The following is an 18138-nucleotide window of genomic DNA, read 5'->3' as shown; positions in this document are numbered from 1 at the left end:
GGGGCACAAGCGATGCGTCTGAAAATTAATCATGTGACGGAATATAGCTATGACGAGCCGGTGCAGTTCTCGCTCCAGCGGCTCAGGCTGACCCCGATCGAAAACCCTGGCCTGCACGTGCTGTCCTGGACGATCGTGGTGGATGGTGCCAATGTCGAGGCCGGGTTCAACGACCAGTTCGGCAATCACACTCATCTGGTGTCCTTTGAAGGGGAAGCCAAGTCCGTGCGAATCGTCGCCTCAGGCGAGGTGAAAACCGAGGATCGCGCTGGCGTGTTTGGCGTTCATACCGGCTATGTGCCGCTTTGGCTTTATCTGCGCGATACGCCGCGCACCAAGGCCGGAAAGCTGGTGCGCGATCTGGTCAAAAGCCTGGCGGGGGACAACGAACTGGCCAGGATGCACGACCTGATGGCCCGTGTGCATGAACAGGTGCGCTATGAGACGGGGACGACCACCACCGAGACGAACGCCGAACAGGCGCTGGAGGCGGGGATCGGCGTGTGCCAGGATCATGCGCATATCATGATCTCTGCCGCCCGGCTGATGAACATGCCAGCCCGTTATATTTCCGGCTATCTGATGATGGAAGGGATCGAAGAGCAGACGGCAACCCATGCCTGGGCCGAAATACACCTTCCATCACTCGGCTGGGTCGGCTTCGATGCCGCCAATAATGTCTGCCCGGATGCCCGCTATGTGCGGCTTGCCTCTGGCCTGTCCTACGCTGACGCAGCACCAGTTTCCGGCATGCGCATCGGCCTGGCGGGCGAAGACATGTCCGTAACGGTGAGCGTCGCGGAAACCGGTCAAAGCCAGTCGCAGAGCCAGGGGTGAAGGCAGGAGTTGCCGCCGCTTGCGGTGGGAGGCTCTCTTTGCAGCGCCGTGCGTTTTATAAAACGTGCGGCGCTGTAACACTTTAAGTCTGCTGGATAATTACCATTCCGGTTTCGAATGTCTCAAGCCTCTGATGCATGTGGCAATTCGAGATCTTGCGTGGCGGTGAGTATGCCGATCAGGAAATCCAGCACGACCCGCACCCGTGGTGCGTGGCGAATATCGTCATGTACCACCATCCATAATTCGCGCCGTGGCGGCGTGAGCCGGCTGGGGCATTTCCTGAGACGGGTATCATTATATCCAAGATAGTCCGGCAACAGTGCCACGCCGAGGCCGGACGCGGCGGCCTGAACCTGGCTCGCGGCATCACTGCATCGCAGCGCAATGGTTCTCGACCCGATATGCTGCATCAACCAGCTCTGTTGCGGCAAAATATCATCCGCCTGAAGATAGGTGATAAATTCCCAGTCATCCTCCGCGATGTCATAGGTGTGGCTTGCGAAAAAGAAGAATGGGATGTCGCGGAGTTTGCGGGTGACAAGTCCGTTCGAGAGTGGGCGCGACAATCGTAGTGCAATATCCGCTTCGCGCCGATTGAGATTTGCAAAATCCTTGTCACTCGACATCGTGATTTTGATGTCGGGATACTGGCGATGCAGGGAAACCAGTTTCGGTGCCAGCAAGAGCGATGCCAGACCGGGTGGCGCGGAAATATGCACAGGTCCCGCCAATGCTGCACCGCCGCCTGCCGCCGCCCGTTCGACGCTGGCCATTGCTTCTTCGATAGGTAGTCCCAGGGTCGCCAGCTCATGACCCTCTGCCGTCAGCCGGACTTCTCTCGCCAGCCGCTCCACCAGCTTTATACCGAGATCCACCTCCAATGCCGCAACCCTCCGGCCGACAGTGGTGTGATCGACGTGAAGCAGGCGTGCTGCCCGTGAGAAGCTACCCGTTTTGGCGAGGGTCAGGAAGCACCGATAATCATCCCAGTTCACTTGTGTATTTCTCCACATGTACTGTGCAGAAATATGCACTATTGCACATGAGCCTACCAGATATACCAATGCACAAAGATGCAAATGCACCTCGCCTTGAGATGTCTGAAAATGGAATACCACAATGCTTGGCAAGAAGCCTTGGTATGACAGCGAGGGTGCGACACACAGGGAGTGAGCCGATGACTTTGGTCATGGAATTTAAATATCCTGGCGCAGCGGATGTTTTGCAGCCAGTTTCTCGTGACATCGTTTCTCTCAAGCCAGGTGAAATTCGCCTGCGGCAGACGGTGGTCGGCGTCAATTATATCGACATCTATCACCGGAGCGGCGCCTATCCTTTGCCCTTACCGGCGGTGCCGGGTGTGGAAGCCTTGGGCGTGGTTGAAGAGGTGGCCGATGACGTTACCGATTTCCAGGTTGGCGACCGGGTGGCCTATGCAGGATTGCCAGCCGGCAGCTATGCGGCCAGCAGGATCATCCCGGTCTCCATCGCCGTAAAGCCGCCTGCGGAGCTTGATGACGAGATTCTCGGTGGATCGTTTCTGCGTGGATTGACCGCGCATATGCTGCTTGAAACCGTTGGGCATGTGTTGCCGGGGCAGGTGGTTCTGGTTCATGCTGCGGCAGGTGGGCTTGGCCTGATCCTGACGCAATGGGCCAAGAAGAAGGGCGCGAAAGTCATCGGCACCGTTGGATCGCAGGCAAAGGCCGAGCTTGCGACACAACACGGCCTCGACCATGCTGTCCTTTACAAACAAAGCGATTTTGTCGACGTGACGTTGGGACTGACGAAGGGTCGGGGCGTTGATCTGGTCATCGATGGTGTGGGTGGCGATACCCTTGCCGGAAGCCTGCGCGCAGTGCGTCCATTCGGACTGGTGGCGTCAATAGGGCAAACCGCAGGCGCCTTGCCGCTCATCGATCCCATGAGCCTTGTCAATCGATCGCTCATTCGGGCGAGCATTATTTCTCTCCTTGCCGATCGGGATGCATACCGGCGAGCAGCTGAAGCGTGGTTCGAGGTGCTGAAAGCCGGTTTCAGCCTGCCGGAAGGCGCGCGCTATTCCTTGGCGCAAGCGGCGCAGGCCCATGCCGACCTGGAGGAAGGACGAACCTCCGGCTCCGTCAGGCTGATCGTTTAGCTTTTACCGCTGTTGTCGTGCCGCTCTTGGAAACTAATTCCGGTTCTGTCCGTTGTGCTGTAGAGTTCTTGGCAAATCAGGACAGGCGCGATGTTGTTTGGACAATCGATCTTTCAATCCGTCGTCGAGCGGCTTTCCAACGAAGAGGCGGAAAAGGCCGAACGTGAGGGTGAGGTCAATCACTACCGCGTCTCTGGATTGAATACCGGCTTCGTTCAGGAAAACAGCCACGTGCCACAAGCCGCCGCGGCGTGGGCGCAAGAGCAATATCTCGAGCTGATGCCGGATGAAGAGCCTGTTTCCGAGGCAGAATTGGCTGAGGAGGAGGTGGCTCCCCCTGAAATGCCCGCCTACCTCGCGCGTCTTGCGCCGGAGGAAGTCGCGGAGGATCTGGGTATTGCTGATAATGACGAGGCTTCAAGCTTGAAAGCGAAGCGGAGAGCGTTTGCGCAGCTCAATCACCCGGACCTGGTTCATCCGTTATTTGCGGACGCGGCTCATACACGGATGACCATTGCCAATCAACTGATAGACCAGGCCCTGAAGACAAGATCTTGAAAACTCAAGTGCTTGAAAACCTAAGTGCTTGAAAACCCAAGCGTTAGGGAAAAGCTCTTGTTCGTCGGGCCAGGCAGGCGATAGCCGAAATTTTCATGGAAAAAATGAAGCCGCATTTCAATGCGATAACTCAGGTCCGGATATGACACCGGACCTGAGTCTGATTGACCATTACTCAGAAATCGACTTCAGCAATTCAATCAGCTGATCGCGTTTTTCCGATCCGCCAAGCCGACCAATGAATTTTTCCTCATGCTCGCGCCACTTGGGCAAAAGCTCTTCGAGAAATGCCGAACCCTTGGACGTCAGGTGAAGAAAATAGACGCGGCGGTCCGTATCCGAGCGACGGCGCTCGATAAGGCCCTTGTCTTCCAGTCCGTCGACGATCGCGACGAAATTGGCCCGCTGGATCGCCAGCGTCGAGGCGACGTCGCTTTGTTTCATTCCGGAATTACCGGCAATAATCGACAGAACGGAAAAATCAGCTGGCCGGATATCATGACCGCCGAGAACATCCTGAAAGTCCTGCAAAATGGCCAGTTGTGCGCGCCTAACGCGAAAGCCGAGTGAATAGGCTAGCCCGGAATAATCGACAACCCCTTGTCGAACACCGGCGCCCTCACCAATAAAATGTTGATTGCTCATGCCCCTAGACTACAAACCTCCCGTGACCAATGCCCGATCCCACAATCCGGCATGTTCTGACTCTCAATAACAGTTCATCTTTACCCTTCTTAACATAAGGGTACAAGATAATTCTTTAATTGAACGATTTCTCCCTGAAACAATATAGGAGTAAAACATCTATATCCACAATCTCTTATTTTAGAGGTGCCTTTTTCGGCAGGCAGGCTTCTGTGGATCGAACACAAATTCACCATTGATGCGGCCACCAGACTAGGCTATGTACCGCTTCGCACCACAAGTGCTCATCTGAACGCACCCGTAGCTCAGCTGGATAGAGTGTTGGATTCCGATTCCAAAGGTCACAGGTTCGAATCCTGTCGGGTGCGCCATTTTCATTAAATTTGCAAATTTCCACGGCGCTGTAAGGTTTTATATCTGCTGTATAATTCGTTGATGTGGCGCGGCGCGACCTTTGGCACAAATCAGCGCTAGGTTTGTCACACGAAAACATAATCACCATTGCTGCGCGGCTAGGCGTTTAACACGGTTCCTAGCTAGAATTGTTACATGAGAACTTTAGCGCTTCAGTTAGCGGCATTAACTGGAGGCCAGAGTGGTTTGGCAGAAAGGATGTAGCGGATGGTTTCAGGAGCTAAATGCTATTCACAGATAGCAACCGATGAGAAAAATTCCTGTAGATTTTCCTAAAAAGACATTGCGATATGTGAATTAGCGAAAACTCTAAAGGACGCCCTATACGATGTTAGATAACAGTCGTGCAAAACTGGATTTGGCTCAACGGCGTTTCAGAACATGGTTAGAACGCGCCAACGATTTGGACTGCTTGACACTCTTCTGGGCAGTGCAGGCTCTTCAATCGGGAGCCGAGAAGATCGCGCAAAAATATATCCGCTATCCAAAAGAGGCCGCCGTTCGTAACATAAGCTCCCCTTATGCAATCCATAAATGGGAGCTTGAGACGCTTATAACCTCGCTTCTTGTCACACCGAAAGACAGATTACGCATTGGTCGGCATCACCGCACTAATATCATAGAGTTTCAATCTATCGCGAGACAAATCAACCTACTACGGACGATAGAGGATGTAGAGTACGTCAAGTTTGACGCCAATGGGGATGTGATGGCCGAACTCTATCGGAACTGCCAGCGGCAGTTCTTTTGGCAACGTGGTTATAACAGCGAGCAACTGTATCGATATGCATACGTATACGGGCAAGGCGAAAGCGCTTCTTTTTTCGAGAGAACGACCGGGATCTCGATCAGCGACTTCATACTTTTAAGCATTTCTCTTTGGCACTCTAGTCGGCAAAAGCCTTGGATGGAGGCACCAGATATATCGGCACTGAATCTTCAGCCACAGGCTCTTTCGAAGGCGCTTAAATTACAAAGCATCACATTGGACGAGGCTCGAAATAAGGCTTTGGAAGGAAACCAAAGAGCGAGAAGCAGTCGCGGCGGTTCTCTCAGAACCGCTTACATGCCGAGCGTTCTACGAGCGACCCCCATAATAGGCTGTGCTGATTCAAGAGTGACCTACTGCGCTCCGTTACCAGGCCTAATAATGCACCGCGCTACAGCAGGCCTGTATTATGATATTAGGCAAGGCCCCCAAGCGATACTCGCCGAAGCTAACGCTCGATTTGAAGCTTATGTATGCAAACTTTTCAAAGCCTACTATCCGTCTATCGACGCGTTTAAAGGCCCAAATTATGGGCCAACGAAGGCGGCACAGAAAGAGGCCCCAGACTGCCTAATTAAGAACGAGAAAGACATCATGGTGGCTGTTGAATGTAAAGCCACAAAACTAAAGTTCGACGCCCAGTTCTCCGATGATCCCATTACCGCTGCACAAAAAAATCTGGAGCAAATAGCAAAGGGAATTTTTCAACTTTGGCGATTTTTCTCTCACGCTCGACAGGGATTGTACACCCTACATAGGGTGCATCCAAATGCTTACGGCATCGTTCTCACAATGGACGCCTGGATGCAAATGGCTGAAAGGCTTCGGCCATTTGTATTGGCGCGAGCAGCGGAGATGGCGGATCAAGATCCCGATATCATTGAAAGTGACCGTCGGATGGTAATCTTTGCATCTATCCAGGAACTCAATGAAACACTCGCTCAGACTGACTTGAGTGATTTTCTGATCGTTTTAGACAAGGCGACAACGGAAAAATTTAGCGGTTACAGCTTGCCCAGTATCGCACGCGAGTTACCGACGAAGCAGACGCCGAAGAGTTTTCCTATGAATATGGCCGACGTCTTACCGTGGTGGAATAGGTTCAAGAACTTTGACAACCAACAGCATCTAAAAAACAATTGAAGTGCAACATTTTAATAAAGATCAGCCCACGCCCTCTACATATCGAAACCCTTGCACCGCCCGAAAGTGACCGCCGTAGCCTGCCTTGATGCGTCCGGCCGATCTTGAAATGCCGGCAGCGCTTCGGGCCTTTGTGCTTCCATAGAGCGAAACTGAGACCTGCGCCCAAAGGGGATGACGGCGAAGCGCTTTGATCAGGCCGGGATGAGACGTGTTGATCAGGGTCGGTAGCGGCAGTGCATAGGGATTTTGCCCCCTACGCCATGCGGCGCAAACGGCATTCAAGAACTTTAGGCCAATGCCCGCCCCTTGCCATTCCGGCATAACGACGAGGCGGCAGGCGCGACCCTCGGTCAAACCAGGGCGGGTTGACATCGCAAGATGCGCAACGGGCTGACCATCCACGAAGCCAACATAGCAGCGCGCTGCAATGGCGTTCGGAACTTTCAGATAATGATGCGGCTCAAAATATCGCCACCATTCCCAACCGGTCTGGCGGATTTCCAGAGTGATCGCAGGGCGTCGCCGATGACACCTCCCGGTGAAGACACCCGTTGCCGTGTCGTAGATCCAATCGGGGTCGAGCCAGTCGATAATATCGTAATGACAAGACAGCAGAACGGCGCGACCTTTGGTGCGCCGCCATGCTTTACCGAAGGCCAGCGCACCGATCTTGGCAATCTGCCGGTCCACCACGCTGGTGAACTCATCGATGACGATCTCCTGCGGCTGATCACAGACGATCCGAGCAAGGTCTGCCCGGAATTTCTCGCCGTTAGAAAGGACGTGGTAGGGGCGCAGCCAAGACGGAACCGAACCAAGCCCGACCGAAGCCAGAGCAGCAGTGGCATCATCAAAATCGCCATCATGGGCGATCACGTCGATAATTGGTCGATCTTGCGGCCACTCCAGGCTGGCCGTGCGGTCGGCCTCGAACACTTGCCGACCGAGCGAGGTTTTACCTGATCCTGAAGGCCCGACGATCAGGCCGACGCTGCAGTCCATATCATCAATATCAAGGTCTGCCGTCAGCTCAAAGCGGCTGGCATCCTCGACGTTGAACAGAGATTTGACCCGTGCGGCACGATAGCTGTCAAAGTCCGGGCAGGAATTGATGATATCAAGCCTCATGTGACAACGACCTTGATCTTGGATTTCTTAATGTCGGCAAGAGCCCCGTAAAGCCGCTCCTGGGCATCTTCATCCTCGCAAACGAGGATCACACCGTATTGCTCGCGGTAACGCAGACCGGATGGGGCCTTTTGGGCTTGAGGCGGCAATGGCGGCAGGTCAGTTTCAGTTGGCATTATAAGCCGTTTCTCCGTTTGGCCGCTCCTGGCGATCTGGTACGGGCTCGGCTGGCCTCAAGTGATTGATGGTGCCGCAACGGCGGCACTTGATTTCGATGTCCCCGGCGAATGCCCGCCCTGCTTTGAACAAAAGGGCGGTGCATGTGCCGCAACGGATATTTTTCATTTTCTAACGCTCAAGATTCCGATTATGACCGCGCTCTGCCTTCGGGCAGAACGGGTGGACAGTTGAGCGTGCTTGATGTCGGACGGGCCGGTCGCCAAACTAGACCCGTCTTCCGGGGCTTTGCCCCGGCACCCGGCAGCTATGCGAGGTCAGAACTGCGCATAGAGATCCATCACGGCCTGCGGGCATTCCGGCCAGCTTGCGTCGGCCAAATAGTTCGCGTCGAGATCGTCAGCCAATTCCGCGAACCGTCCACGCATGGCCGTCACCCATTCGATGGACTGGCTGGCGGCGGCAACGATGGCCTTTTCTTCTTCAGTGCGGTTGGCCGCCGTTTTGGCGCTGATGGCAGCGGTCATCGACGTGACGTTCATTTGCGCCTCGGATGAGCCGACCGCATAGATACGGCGGCGGCATTCGGCTTTGACGGCTTCTCGGTGCGCAAGTGCTTTTGCGTCCTTTATAACGGTGTCCGGGACACCGGCCTCGGCGAGGCTAGCGGCGGTGGAGCCAATAAAAAGCTCACCCTTGTATTCAACACTCAACAGCGAAGCAGTTGCTGTCGGAATGAGAAGAGATGCATCGACTGACATTGATATAGCCTCCTAAAGAGCTGTTACGTTGGACCGGTAGAACTTGGTAGCGTTAGGGTCGGCGTTCGCGGCAACGCTATCTAGGATATGGCCACGAGCATTGGTTCCAATCGTGACATCGGATAGCCAGAGGTCGATTGGCCCCATGAACCAGGGTGAGAACAGAACCGCTACGGTCGCGGCATTGTCGCAGTAAATTCCACCGGTGCGCATTGTAAGAGTCATGCCAAAGTGGATACCGAATATGTTGCGTGTTGTTGTGGTTGAGGGCATGTCAGGAATGACGAACTGAATAGCCTCGGTCCGCATCCCGAGGCGCGATGCCATTTCAATTCCCGCGCTAAATGTATTGCTATAAGCGTTGGGCGAATTGCTGGCCAAAGGCGCAAAACTGATTTTTCGAAGCGGTCGATTGAGCTCGTTCACGCCATCCATGCCCTGAATAGAGAGGACCGTTGAATAGGTTGTAATGCGCTTTCGCATGGTCACGTCACCAAGCAAGTTGATGAACACTGCGCTTGCGTGTGCCGTTGCTTCGATTGCCCGGTCCAGTGTCAGGAAAGCAGTCGCAGGCGTTAGCCCCGTATTGGCGTCGTTACCCTTTACAGGGTCAACCCATACGTCACGGCGGGTCGATGCTGCCGTATTGACCGCAGCCTGTACTGCGGCGCTAATGGCCGCTTCCTTGGCTTCAAATGTATTCAGCAGTGCATTCGTGCGGGCAACCAATTGCGCAATGTCTTCAGTCAGGCTCATGTCCGGTCCTCTTAGGTGTTAGCGCATACGGGCGTTGATGGAGGCGATTTGTCGCCGCAGCTCGGCAAGCTCTGCCGCCTGCGCCATATGCCGGTTGAAATTGTCGGTGATGGCCGTGCCGATCCGGGCGAATTCCACGCCAAAAAACAGCGACAGGTCCACGCTCCCGGCCTGGACGGTGACGGCACCTTTTGGCAGAGCTTCCAGGGTCAGATCGAAAGCGGTGACGATGGGAACGCCGTCTGTCTTGTAGGCCAGCGGCGTGGCCGGATCGGACCAGACGGCGAGAAGTGTGCCATCGGATAGGATCATGCCGCACTCTTTGATCCAAAAGCTCGGTCCGGCATCGAGCAGGCCGGTCATGTGGACTGTGAAACCACCGACCCAGCTACCGCCTGCAATCGGGATGCGGACCTTTTCGGATTTGAGCGCCGTTTCGTCGCCGGTCGGCGAATAGGCGCTATCGCCAAAGGCGAGATGCGAGACCTTGGCCGATAGGCCGTCGCGGCTGGCGTTAAAGACGGCGCGCATACCGGCGCGGGTCAGAACTGGGACAAGAGCTTTCATGTGCGCGCATCCATGCTGGCGGAAAGGAACTGAACGCTGGAACAGCCGACGAAAGCGGCAAGTGCAGCAAGCGGGTGTTGCGAGATCGCATTGGCCGAGGGGCGCAACACATGGGCGGTGGCGGCGGTGCTTACCGCGCCGATCCGCGCCTCAGGCATGGCCGTGACCGCCTGGGCGGAAGGCTTAAGGACGGTTGCGGTCTGTATGGCACCAGCCAGCCCAGCCGAAGCGGCGAAACCGACGCCAAGCTTGAAGTTGATCTCCTGCGACCAGCGCTGCACGGCGCGAATCACCTTCAGAACCGCATATTGCGTCTCTGATGTCAGCAATGCCTCCTGGCCCTCCAGCAGGTGTTCGTTGACATAGGCCACGACCTCATGGGTGTCGTGTTGGCTGGGCGGCTGTTTTTGCCACCATTGAACCCAATCCACGGTGACACCCAAGGCCCCAAGCGCTCGGCGAACACCGGCCACCGTGCCGGTCATCGCGTGAATATCTGGCGCACGAGCCAGCAATTGCCGGACATGGGTCTCTAACAGCCCCGCCGTCATGAAGTCGCTCATGCCAAGTTCGATGGTCATGATCGGTAGCAGCTTGGCGTCAACCGTCAGCGGGTCTTGAATGAGCAATGCGGAGGTCTGGAAGCCGCCGAGAATGGCCGAAAGCGTGGCAGCGAAGGCGCGGGAACGCTCGTCATTGACGCCGGGTGTCACCAGATCGGCGGGGATGAGATCAGACATCGGTCTTCACCACCATATTGAATGTCAGCGAGGCCAGTCTTGCAAACTGGTGCGCGGCCAAATCAGTGAAAGCAAAGCTAGTCAGGACCACGTCAGTGACGCCGGAAACCGCTTTGACCGCAGCGATAATCGCTGATGGTGCGACCTGTGACCCAAGGCTTTGAGTATAGGGCGTGAAGGCGGCAATCGCTGCGGCATGGCAGGAAGCCTCAAGGCCGGGAATTGCCGAGGTGCTCCGTATTGTCAGCCTCAGATTAAAATCCACCGGTTCCGGCGACAGGACCGTCACATCGTCGCCCATGGGCCGCAATGTCTCCGGGTCCAGATAGGCCAGCACCGCCGCCTTCAGCTCGGTACTCGGCAGGCCGCTGCGCATCAGCGGATAGATGTTGATTTTGCCCGGCTCCGGGCGCACCACGGCCACGTCGATGATATCGGGATCGACGGCCAGGGCATGTTCGCGGTAGCCGTTTTTCGGGCCGGTCTTGGCGATGGTGAACAGCGCATTGACCACCCGCAGCCGAAACCGCTCGGCGTCCTCGATGTCAGAGCCACCAGAAACCACCGTGATATTGGCGGCACTGGTGACATAGGCCACGGGGTCGAGAATGTCTTTGACCGTCCCGACAGCCAAACCGTTCCAGGCAGCCCCGGTGGCCTCAGCGGTAGCGGCCACATCGCCGGTCAGTGCGCCAGCTGGAATGATCAGATCGGCGTCTGTGGCAAAGGTCGCGGCATTGCCGGAGGCGACCCGCGTACCTTTCGTAATGGCGGTCTCGACGTCCCGGACCGCCGAAAGCGTAAAGCGCAATGTTGTGCTGGCAGGCTGCGCCAGAAGCCGGAAGGTAGAGACGTCCGCGCCGCGATTTTCCAGATGCACACCCTCGGCAAAGACGGCGGTGTTTTGCAGCGTGGCGGTCTGGGCGGCCTCGGCCAGCAGCGAATGGGCATAGGCCAGCACCTCAATGAGGTACATTTCCGTTTGCGCCGGGTAGAGCGTGCGACCGGTAATTTCCTCGAACTTGGCCTTATAGGTCGCCTTGAGAACGGACGGATCGCGCTCGAAGAAAGACGGCGCACCATTGGCGCGGAGATCCTCAATCGTGCGCTTGACGGGATCAGCCATAGGTGACCTCCGTCATCAGCAGCTCGTCCATGACGCTTTCGATAGGACGCCAGGAGACCTGCGTCTTGAAATGCGAATAGGCGGTCATCGTCACCGTGACCTTCTGAACCACAATACGCGGCTCCCAGATGGTCAGCGCATCGGTGATTTCCCGCGTCAGGATCGGGACGCCCACGTCAGGGTGCTTGTCGATGGCGGAAAGCACATCGCAGCCCTTTTCCGGCTCGGTCGGAACCGAACCCTTCGGCGTCATGATGATATTGGCAATCGACTGGTGAAGGTCGTCCAGCGCCAGAACCACCGCGCCAAACACGTCAGCGCTCACGCCCGTTTCCGGGTTCAGGCGGCCCACTTGCAGGGACCAGTGACGGTGGGTGATGGTATCCTTGTCGATCATGCCGACAAGGTAGCGGGGAGCGGAAACGAAAATGACCGGACATGGGTCCGGTCAGCTTTGGCGAGAAGTGATTTCTGCTACAACCAAGCTAACGAATCTATCGAGAAAGGGCAAGGTTATGAGCAACGCAAAACATATAGAGGCCGAAACAGGCAAGCGTCCATGGTGGCTTAAAATACCCAGTGGTTTGATCGTTGCTGCTGTCTGCGTGACGGGTGCTGGTTACGCTGGGTACTGTGTGCATCTCCTCGCCATTTCGAAGGACTGCAAAAACTATACGGGATTTTGGTTTATTCAGGACTGTCTTGCAGCCCTTCCAACCAATAATATCGGCGACGCGCTTGGAGGCGCATTTGCACCACTCGCCTTCATCTTTTTGGCTGGCGCATTGATAATTCAGGCCATGGAGCTTGCAGCGCAGCGTTATGAAATCAATGAAACTCAGCAGGTGATGAAGGAGCAACTTGAGGTGGCGCGCCAACAGATAGCTGAGACAAAGGCTTCAACGCTCCTTTTTAGCGAACAGACGGAGATACTTAGAGCTGAAAGGACCCTAAAAGAGCAGCAGCAAGCCGATTCTGAATTCCATGAAATGGTAAAATCCTTTCATGGATATTTACGGCGGACTGATGGACTATCCATTCGAGACAAGAGATGGGTTCCAATTTCATATTTAAACAGTGATGAGGAACCACCAACCTGGCAAGATCACGGAGTTTGCTGGACGTTGTGTAATGCCGCCGCACTAGAAAAAGATATGGAATCACTTGCCGTGATGATTATAAAAAATGCGGTAGAATTTGTTTCCGGAACGCTTAATGAAGAGATCAGTTTTGACTCGAACTCATGGAGCTTCTTACAAAGTCGAGAGTTGCAGGAGCTGCTTTCGCAGATGATAAATATTCAAGCTAGGCTATCTTCCCCAGTAAGGATTGAAGCTAACAGGTATTTATTGGGTCAGCTAAGGGCAACTTTTGAGCAAATAGACCAAACGGTCAAGAACCAGTTTCAGGTCATACCGGCCCACCAGTCGTCCCCCCGCCCGGAATGACCCCGGAATGAACGTGGTCATAACCCACATTCCTACCATTGTGGGTCAAGCTCCCACTCTCCAACACGATATTTGCGGCCTTGATCGTCACATCGCCCGCTGCCTCGACCGTCACCGCGCCGGATGATTTAACGGTCATATTGCCGTTGGCGGTGTCGATCACGATGGAGCCACCCGGAAAGGTAATGGCCGTCACGTCATTGCTGTTTGCGGGCGGCGCATCCTTGGAGTTGTAGCGGGAGCCGATCAGGCATCCGGCCTCTCCCTTGGCATCCATGGCGCACCACGCCTCGTCACCCTGGCCCGGCATCTGGAAGGCGGAAACGCCGGTGGCGGATTTGGCCACCACGTCAATCCATTGCGTCACCACCGCGTCTTCATCCCGAAACTGTACCTTCACCCGCATGGTCTTCGGGTCGCGGTCCACGACGACGCCGCGCCGCACGGTCGGATTTTGCCGGTATTCGTCACTTGCGCGCATCGACCAACTCCGCATCCGTTGTGTAGCCGCTGCGCGACATGCTGTGGGTGGAGCGGTCTATAAGGTAGCGGCCCGAATATTTGCCGAAGTCGGCCATATCGACCACCACACCGGCCAAGGCGCGGACATCGCCCACCAGCGAGATAGAGCCGGAGCGGCGTTTACGGTTCTTGAAATGCATACGGCTGCGGGCCATGGCTTTGGCGTGGGTCGGGCTTTCAACCCGCTCCCCGGTAATATTGAGCGTGTCGCCGGTCTTGACGTTGCTGTCTTCCTCTTCCTCGTCGATCAGCTCCTTGTCCCGGTCATGCATGTGCTTCACCTTGGCCTTGGAATAGGTCTCGGCGGTTTGCTCCTTCAGCCGGTAGCGCGTCAGGGTCGTGCCGATCTGCGTGAGGCTGATCGTCAGCGCCGCCGCCCTGCCATCCACGGATTTGATGGAGGTGAATATCGCCCGCTTTCCCCGTACGGTGAAATAATGGCCGGTGTCTTCCGCCAGCCGCGTTAGAAACTCCAGGTCCCGTTCGCGCCGCTGCGTGACCCGTTCAAAATTCAAGCTTTCGATCTCGCCTTCAAGTGTCAGGCCGTTTTCCTGCGCTACCTTCGATACAATGGCGCGTAAGGTCTGCTTTTCAAAGGCGCGGGTTTTGGCGGTGCGCAGTGGTTTGGAGATCGGCGCGGCCAGCCCGCGAATGGTCATCTTGTCGCCGCCCCGGTCGCCTTCTGCCTCCGGCTCGTCCATCTCGAAATCACCGCAGGGTAACATGCCGCCCAGGCCGTCAAAGATGGTCAAGGTCATCTTGTCGCCGGGCTCTGGCTTCCATGATCCTTTCCAGCGTCCATCCTTGTCTTGGACGGCCACGTCGATTTCGTCCACCTTGCCGTGGTGATTGTCGGTATAGGTGATGGACGTGGTTTCCGGGTCCAGTTCGGAGGATATGTCTACGCCCTGATAGATCAGTGAGAAGTATGGCCGCGACACCATCAGCTTGCTCCATAGGTTGGGTTTGCCGTTTTCCACGGTGGCAGCACATCGGCATTGGTCGCGGTCTCGGCAATGACGGGGATCTTCAGCTTCACGCCTTGGGGCAGGATCGCGGGCGGCACGGTGAGCGTGTCGAGATAAAGGTGGCGATTGGCTTCGATCAGCACGGTTTGCTTATACTGATCGCCATAATAGCTATAGGCCAGCGTATCCCACCGGTCGCCCGCGATGGTGGTGTATTCGAAATAATCGCCCGTCAGCTCGGTCATTTCTTCACCTCAGGGTTTGAGGAAGCCGACCCGGAAAGGGCTGGCGCTCGTGATTTGGCGATAGACGTGATCAGGCTGAACAGGCCGCCCGCAATCGGGTCTTCCAAAAGACCAATCGTTGCCTCGATCCGCACGGGCGAGCCGCTGCGATTGGTCTTGATGATCCGGCCAGAAAGGCTTTCAACGACCCAGCGCTTACCGTCAAACGACCCATTGCCCAGCACAAGCGGCATCGGAGTTTTTAACGCGAAGGCGGCTTCAAGTTTCGCCAGTTCATCGGCTGGCTCGCAGAACTCCTCCGAGAAAAAGAAGGAAAAGTTGCGCGTATCCAATTCCTCGCCGATTTCCTGAAGCACCGGCTTGCCCCGTGTCGGGGCATGTTGGGCAAAGGTGTTGGCAAAGGAAAATTCTTGAGCAAGCGGAGCCGTGACGGGATCGATACCGAGCGGGATGGAGCCGAGAAGATAGATCATACATTCCTCCGGGCGCGACGGCGCTGTTCTTCGTCCAGCAGGTCGGCGAGCTGGCGGGCGCTGTCGCGCATCATCTTGTCAAACTCGGCTTTCATGTCGGTGCCCTGGCCAGCCTGCGCGGGTATGGTCAGCGTTGGGCTGAATTGCAGGGTGACAGGTGCGGCGGCGCTGGCAGATTGTGGTGCGGCTTGCACCGACATGCGGGCAATCTGCGACCGCGCTACCTCGCTCTGGCTTTGGCTGGATACCGGGCTGGCGGCACTGGCCGGAGCGACCGTCGCGGGCGTGATATTGGGTGCTGCCATGGCAGGCGCGGTTATCGCCGCCGCTCCCGTTGTGGCCAACGCTGCCGTCCGCATAGCCTTCACCATCGGCTCGGCGCGGATAGAACCGGCAATGGTCTCGCCAAACTTCAACCGGTGGATATCGGACAGCGGGCCGATCTTGGCGGGGGACGATGGCAGATGATCGCGCATCGTTTGCGCCACCTTGGCAATCTCAGCCACGGCGACGGCAGAGCGGGCGCGAATGCCTGCCGCCATCGTGTCCATCAGGGATGCGCCCTGATTGTAGAATGAAACGCCAGCCAGGAAGGTTTCCGTCTGCCGGATCGCGGCGGTTACGGCGGGCAGAATAGCCTTTGCGGCGGCGTCAACAGCCTGAAGCTTTTCCATGGCGACGCTGGTGTCGATAGCCGCGACGGCCTGCATATCGGTTTTCAAGGCAGCGGTCGCCGCTGCTGTGGCATTGATAGCGGCAGGGTCGGTAACGGCGACCTTTGCTTCCTGATCGCCAAAAGAGAAGGCAGACTTGACCTTGCTCCACGCACCGCCAAGGCGCGAAGAAACCGCCTCTATTGCCACCATGGCCTTATCGCCAAAGGCTCCGATCCATCCCGCAACATCTGGCAGCGATGGCAGTTCTAACATGGGAATGTCAGGCCAGTTGAAGCTTGGCAAATCCGGCCACTTGAACGTCGGCAGGTAACGGGTCCAGTCGAGGCCGACGATGTACTGGCCCCAATCCAACGCCCCGGAAATGATGCCAGCCCAGGAGAAACCGGGGATGAAATCCAGCCAGCGCAGGGGAGAAATCCAACTCACCCAATAGAGCGCGGCGATAACCTCTTCCCAGCTTAGGTGCGGCAGTGCATCCCATGCGTCCGAAACCACCGAAGCGACAGACGACCAGGCCGAGGACAAGGCAGCTATAGGATCAAAGCCCAGCCACGTCTTGATCGCGGTCCAAGCGGTGCTGGCCCCTGCTGAAATCGAAGACCAGAGGTCCACGAAAAACGCCTTGATCGGCTGCCAATAGACGTAGATTGCTACGGCGGCGGCCACGATGGCGGCAACAATCAAGATGATGGGATTAGCCATCAATGCCGCCGAGAGCATTGAAAGCCCAATGGCGATTTGTACCAAGCCAGCAGCGGTAGAGATTAAGGCCGGTGCAAAGACAAGCGCGCCCAGAATAGCCGCCAAATTTTCCCAGCCACCTACATAATCTGAAGCGGCAGTCAGGTAGGTTTTCAGCTTTTCGAAGGTTTCCCAAACGCCCTTGGCAAAATACCAAGCCCCTTCAAAAACGGAAATGATATTCTCGGAGATCTTTTTTGCCCAGGCATCAAAGGAGCCATCGGCTTTCATTTGATTAAGTGTGTCGAGAAGAAATTTCAGCTTGCCCCTCATCCAGTCGAACAGCCCGGCATTCATGACCCCCAATTGAAACTGGCTCCAGAGATCGGCCAGATTGGACATCATTCCGGTCCAGGTGCTGGAAAGCTTTTCCATCGCACCGCCGAACTTTTCGCTCCAGATTTTCATCAAGGTCGCCTGAATGGCGACGCGATCCGTTGCCTTGGCCGAAGCTTTGACTGTTTTTCCGGCAGCATTGGTGTATTCGTAAGTGATCTTATTGCCGGTCTTGGATGCGACGATACCGAATTCCTTCAGGCGTTCGTTTTCGCCCGTGACCGCATCGGCCACCGCCTCCACCGCCTGTTTGAGCGGCGTTCCCATGGCGGCGGATGTATCGCCCAGGGTCTTCAAAAGACCCTTCGTCGGGTCAAGGCCACGGGTGCGCAGTTGCACGAATGCCTCGTTGACCTCAGACAGTTCGTAAGGCGTCTTTGCTGCAAACTCCGCCACCCATGCCATTGCGGTTTTCGCTTTGGCGCTGGAGCCTTCCGTGGTTTCCAAGATGGTCTGGAATTTCTCGAACTGAGCGGCGACATCGACCATGGATGTGGCAGCACCTGCGGCAACCCCGAAGGAGGTGACGGCAGCGGCAGCGCCGATACTGCCTGCCAGCGCTACTCCGCGAAATGCTTTTTGCCCGCCCGTCGCGACCTGGCTGAAGCCGGTTTTCGCCAGTTGGATCGTTTGCCGGTGCAGGGCCTGGACGGTTCGGCTGGCAGCTTTCGCGCCGTTGGCAACTGCGCCGAAAGCCGATTGCGCCCCCGACCTGACAGCGGAAAATGTACCTTTTGCCGCAGACCCCATCGCCCGAAAGGCCGAAGACGTCTTGCCAACTGCCGCTGATTGCTTTTCCGTGGCTTTGGTGGCCGCTTCGGCAGCAGTCGCGGATTTCTTGGAATTGCTGGCGCTAGCGGCAGCGGTTGCTTTTTCTGCCGCCATGATCTTTGCCATAACCTTGGTGGCGCGGTCCACGCCCTCGAAAATCATGGCAAAGCGCATAAAAAACCTCCGGTCG

The 18138-nt window shown here is 56.3% G+C and carries 21 protein-coding genes and 1 tRNA gene; 6 read left to right on the top strand and 16 right to left on the bottom strand.

Translation table 11 applies throughout. The features are described from left to right. Positions 1 to 12 precede the first annotated feature (12 nt). On the top strand, positions 13 to 837 hold the full coding sequence (locus AVCG78_RS11325; protein ID WP_015916872.1) for a transglutaminase family protein: 825 nt from the start codon (positions 13 to 15) through the stop codon (positions 835 to 837). 122 nt (positions 838 to 959) lie between these two features. Here the strand turns inward: AVCG78_RS11325 and AVCG78_RS11320 are convergent, their stop codons facing one another. Beyond that, a complete protein-coding gene (locus AVCG78_RS11320; RefSeq protein ID WP_174089701.1) occupies positions 960 to 1835 on the bottom strand; it encodes a LysR family transcriptional regulator in 876 nt (291 codons plus the stop codon). Positions 1836 to 2017: 182 nt separating this feature from the next. Between AVCG78_RS11320 and AVCG78_RS11315 the strand changes: the two genes are divergently transcribed. Together AVCG78_RS11315 and AVCG78_RS11310 are read left to right on the top strand one after the other, a co-directional pair. Further along, entirely contained in the window at positions 2018 to 2980 is a 963-nt protein-coding gene (locus tag AVCG78_RS11315) for a quinone oxidoreductase family protein (RefSeq protein ID WP_071204901.1), read from the top strand. A gap of 90 nt (positions 2981 to 3070) precedes the next feature. Then, entirely contained in the window at positions 3071 to 3538 is a 468-nt protein-coding gene (locus AVCG78_RS11310; protein ID WP_071204900.1) for a hypothetical protein, read from the top strand. 171 nt (positions 3539 to 3709) lie between these two features. Here AVCG78_RS11310 and AVCG78_RS11305 read toward each other — a convergent pair whose 3' ends face one another. Then, entirely contained in the window at positions 3710 to 4183 is a 474-nt protein-coding gene (locus AVCG78_RS11305) for a MarR family winged helix-turn-helix transcriptional regulator (protein ID WP_015916868.1), read from the bottom strand. 294 nt (positions 4184 to 4477) lie between these two features. Here AVCG78_RS11305 and AVCG78_RS11300 point away from each other — a divergent pair. Both AVCG78_RS11300 and AVCG78_RS11295 read left to right on the top strand, forming a co-directional pair. After that, positions 4478 to 4554: transfer RNA gene (locus AVCG78_RS11300), tRNA-Arg, on the top strand. 371 nt (positions 4555 to 4925) lie between these two features. Beyond that, the gene (locus AVCG78_RS11295; RefSeq protein ID WP_156601630.1) at positions 4926 to 6509 is read left to right on the top strand and encodes a hypothetical protein; all 1584 of its coding nucleotides are present in this window, start codon (positions 4926 to 4928) and stop codon (positions 6507 to 6509) included. Positions 6510 to 6530: 21 nt separating this feature from the next. Here AVCG78_RS11295 and AVCG78_RS11290 read toward each other — a convergent pair whose 3' ends face one another. From AVCG78_RS11290 to AVCG78_RS11255, 9 genes are all read right to left on the bottom strand, one after another. Continuing rightward, on the bottom strand, positions 6531 to 7640 hold the full coding sequence (locus tag AVCG78_RS11290) for a GNAT family N-acetyltransferase (protein WP_156601628.1): 1110 nt from the start codon (positions 7638 to 7640) through the stop codon (positions 6531 to 6533). Next, positions 7637 to 7816, bottom strand: coding sequence for a hypothetical protein (locus tag AVCG78_RS11285; RefSeq protein ID WP_156537590.1), 180 nt, complete (start codon positions 7814 to 7816; stop codon positions 7637 to 7639). The genes AVCG78_RS11290 and AVCG78_RS11285 overlap by 4 nt, the downstream gene beginning before the upstream one ends. Further along, positions 7806 to 7985, bottom strand: coding sequence for a Com family DNA-binding transcriptional regulator (locus AVCG78_RS27310; RefSeq protein ID WP_156601626.1), 180 nt, complete (start codon positions 7983 to 7985; stop codon positions 7806 to 7808). Before AVCG78_RS27310 ends, AVCG78_RS11285 begins: the two co-directional genes overlap by 11 nt. Positions 7986 to 8134: 149 nt before the next feature. Next, positions 8135 to 8578, bottom strand: coding sequence for a hypothetical protein (locus AVCG78_RS11280; protein WP_156601624.1), 444 nt, complete (start codon positions 8576 to 8578; stop codon positions 8135 to 8137). A gap of 12 nt (positions 8579 to 8590) precedes the next feature. Continuing rightward, positions 8591 to 9334, bottom strand: coding sequence for a hypothetical protein (locus AVCG78_RS11275; RefSeq protein ID WP_156601622.1), 744 nt, complete (start codon positions 9332 to 9334; stop codon positions 8591 to 8593). Between the two features lie 18 nt (positions 9335 to 9352). Then, positions 9353 to 9901: a phage tail-collar fiber domain-containing protein gene (locus AVCG78_RS11270; protein WP_156601620.1), complete on the bottom strand. Its 549-nt coding sequence runs from the start codon at positions 9899 to 9901 to the stop codon at positions 9353 to 9355. Continuing rightward, on the bottom strand, positions 9898 to 10641 hold the full coding sequence (locus tag AVCG78_RS11265) for a phage tail protein I (protein WP_156601618.1): 744 nt from the start codon (positions 10639 to 10641) through the stop codon (positions 9898 to 9900). Before AVCG78_RS11265 ends, AVCG78_RS11270 begins: the two co-directional genes overlap by 4 nt. Further along, positions 10634 to 11767 (bottom strand): baseplate J/gp47 family protein, encoded by a 1134-nt coding sequence (locus AVCG78_RS11260; RefSeq protein ID WP_156601616.1) that lies wholly within the window; start codon positions 11765 to 11767, stop codon positions 10634 to 10636. The genes AVCG78_RS11265 and AVCG78_RS11260 overlap by 8 nt, the downstream gene beginning before the upstream one ends. Further along, positions 11760 to 12164: a GPW/gp25 family protein gene (locus tag AVCG78_RS11255; protein WP_156601613.1), complete on the bottom strand. Its 405-nt coding sequence runs from the start codon at positions 12162 to 12164 to the stop codon at positions 11760 to 11762. The genes AVCG78_RS11260 and AVCG78_RS11255 overlap by 8 nt, the downstream gene beginning before the upstream one ends. 31 nt (positions 12165 to 12195) lie before the next feature. On the opposite strand from AVCG78_RS11255, the gene AVCG78_RS11250 reads away from it, so the two are divergent. Next, positions 12196 to 13215, top strand: coding sequence for a hypothetical protein (locus AVCG78_RS11250; RefSeq protein ID WP_156601612.1), 1020 nt, complete (start codon positions 12196 to 12198; stop codon positions 13213 to 13215). Here AVCG78_RS11250 and AVCG78_RS11245 read toward each other — a convergent pair. From AVCG78_RS11245 to AVCG78_RS11225, 5 genes are read right to left on the bottom strand one after another with little or no spacing between them, the layout of a single operon-like run. Further along, positions 13178 to 13696, bottom strand: a complete 519-nt coding sequence (locus AVCG78_RS11245; protein ID WP_156601610.1) for a phage baseplate assembly protein V — start codon at positions 13694 to 13696, stop codon at positions 13178 to 13180. The two genes, AVCG78_RS11250 and AVCG78_RS11245, sit on opposite strands and share 38 nt — an antisense overlap. Next, positions 13683 to 14681, bottom strand: coding sequence for a phage late control D family protein (locus tag AVCG78_RS11240; protein WP_156601608.1), 999 nt, complete (start codon positions 14679 to 14681; stop codon positions 13683 to 13685). The genes AVCG78_RS11245 and AVCG78_RS11240 overlap by 14 nt, the downstream gene beginning before the upstream one ends. After that, the gene (locus tag AVCG78_RS11235) at positions 14681 to 14950 is read right to left on the bottom strand and encodes a tail protein X (protein ID WP_156601606.1); all 270 of its coding nucleotides are present in this window, start codon (positions 14948 to 14950) and stop codon (positions 14681 to 14683) included. Before AVCG78_RS11235 ends, AVCG78_RS11240 begins: the two co-directional genes overlap by 1 nt. Further along, the gene (locus AVCG78_RS11230; RefSeq protein ID WP_156601604.1) at positions 14947 to 15423 is read right to left on the bottom strand and encodes a phage tail protein; all 477 of its coding nucleotides are present in this window, start codon (positions 15421 to 15423) and stop codon (positions 14947 to 14949) included. Before AVCG78_RS11230 ends, AVCG78_RS11235 begins: the two co-directional genes overlap by 4 nt. Continuing rightward, a complete protein-coding gene (locus AVCG78_RS11225) occupies positions 15420 to 18122 on the bottom strand; it encodes a tape measure protein (protein WP_156601602.1) in 2703 nt (900 codons plus the stop codon). Before AVCG78_RS11225 ends, AVCG78_RS11230 begins: the two co-directional genes overlap by 4 nt. Between the last annotated feature and the right edge of the window lie 16 nt (positions 18123 to 18138).

Source organism: Gillisella vitis (assembly GCF_021559775.1).
In the GTDB taxonomy this organism is placed as follows: Bacteria; Pseudomonadota; Alphaproteobacteria; order Rhizobiales; family Rhizobiaceae; genus Allorhizobium; species Allorhizobium ampelinum.
Note: the sequence above shows the minus strand (reverse complement) of the source record. Positions and strands in the feature narration are given on the sequence as shown.

Coding starts and splice junctions, on each gene's coding strand:
- AVCG78_RS11325 (WP_015916872.1), top strand. CDS start 13: ATGCGTCTGAAAATTAATCATGTGACGGAATATAGCTATGACGAGCCG.
- AVCG78_RS11315 (WP_071204901.1), top strand. CDS start 2,018: ATGACTTTGGTCATGGAATTTAAATATCCTGGCGCAGCGGATGTTTTG.
- AVCG78_RS11310 (WP_071204900.1), top strand. CDS start 3,071: ATGTTGTTTGGACAATCGATCTTTCAATCCGTCGTCGAGCGGCTTTCC.
- AVCG78_RS11305 (WP_015916868.1), bottom strand. CDS start 4,183: ATGAGCAATCAACATTTTATTGGTGAGGGCGCCGGTGTTCGACAAGGG.
- AVCG78_RS11295 (WP_156601630.1), top strand. CDS start 4,926: ATGTTAGATAACAGTCGTGCAAAACTGGATTTGGCTCAACGGCGTTTC.
- AVCG78_RS11290 (WP_156601628.1), bottom strand. CDS start 7,640: ATGAGGCTTGATATCATCAATTCCTGCCCGGACTTTGACAGCTATCGT.
- AVCG78_RS11285 (WP_156537590.1), bottom strand. CDS start 7,816: ATGCCAACTGAAACTGACCTGCCGCCATTGCCGCCTCAAGCCCAAAAG.
- AVCG78_RS27310 (WP_156601626.1), bottom strand. CDS start 7,985: ATGAAAAATATCCGTTGCGGCACATGCACCGCCCTTTTGTTCAAAGCA.
- AVCG78_RS11280 (WP_156601624.1), bottom strand. CDS start 8,578: ATGTCAGTCGATGCATCTCTTCTCATTCCGACAGCAACTGCTTCGCTG.
- AVCG78_RS11275 (WP_156601622.1), bottom strand. CDS start 9,334: ATGAGCCTGACTGAAGACATTGCGCAATTGGTTGCCCGCACGAATGCA.
- AVCG78_RS11270 (WP_156601620.1), bottom strand. CDS start 9,901: ATGAAAGCTCTTGTCCCAGTTCTGACCCGCGCCGGTATGCGCGCCGTC.
- AVCG78_RS11265 (WP_156601618.1), bottom strand. CDS start 10,641: ATGTCTGATCTCATCCCCGCCGATCTGGTGACACCCGGCGTCAATGAC.
- AVCG78_RS11260 (WP_156601616.1), bottom strand. CDS start 11,767: ATGGCTGATCCCGTCAAGCGCACGATTGAGGATCTCCGCGCCAATGGT.
- AVCG78_RS11255 (WP_156601613.1), bottom strand. CDS start 12,164: ATGATCGACAAGGATACCATCACCCACCGTCACTGGTCCCTGCAAGTG.
- AVCG78_RS11250 (WP_156601612.1), top strand. CDS start 12,196: ATGACCGGACATGGGTCCGGTCAGCTTTGGCGAGAAGTGATTTCTGCT.
- AVCG78_RS11245 (WP_156601610.1), bottom strand. CDS start 13,696: ATGCGCGCAAGTGACGAATACCGGCAAAATCCGACCGTGCGGCGCGGC.
- AVCG78_RS11240 (WP_156601608.1), bottom strand. CDS start 14,681: ATGGTGTCGCGGCCATACTTCTCACTGATCTATCAGGGCGTAGACATA.
- AVCG78_RS11235 (WP_156601606.1), bottom strand. CDS start 14,950: ATGACCGAGCTGACGGGCGATTATTTCGAATACACCACCATCGCGGGC.
- AVCG78_RS11230 (WP_156601604.1), bottom strand. CDS start 15,423: ATGATCTATCTTCTCGGCTCCATCCCGCTCGGTATCGATCCCGTCACG.
- AVCG78_RS11225 (WP_156601602.1), bottom strand. CDS start 18,122: ATGCGCTTTGCCATGATTTTCGAGGGCGTGGACCGCGCCACCAAGGTT.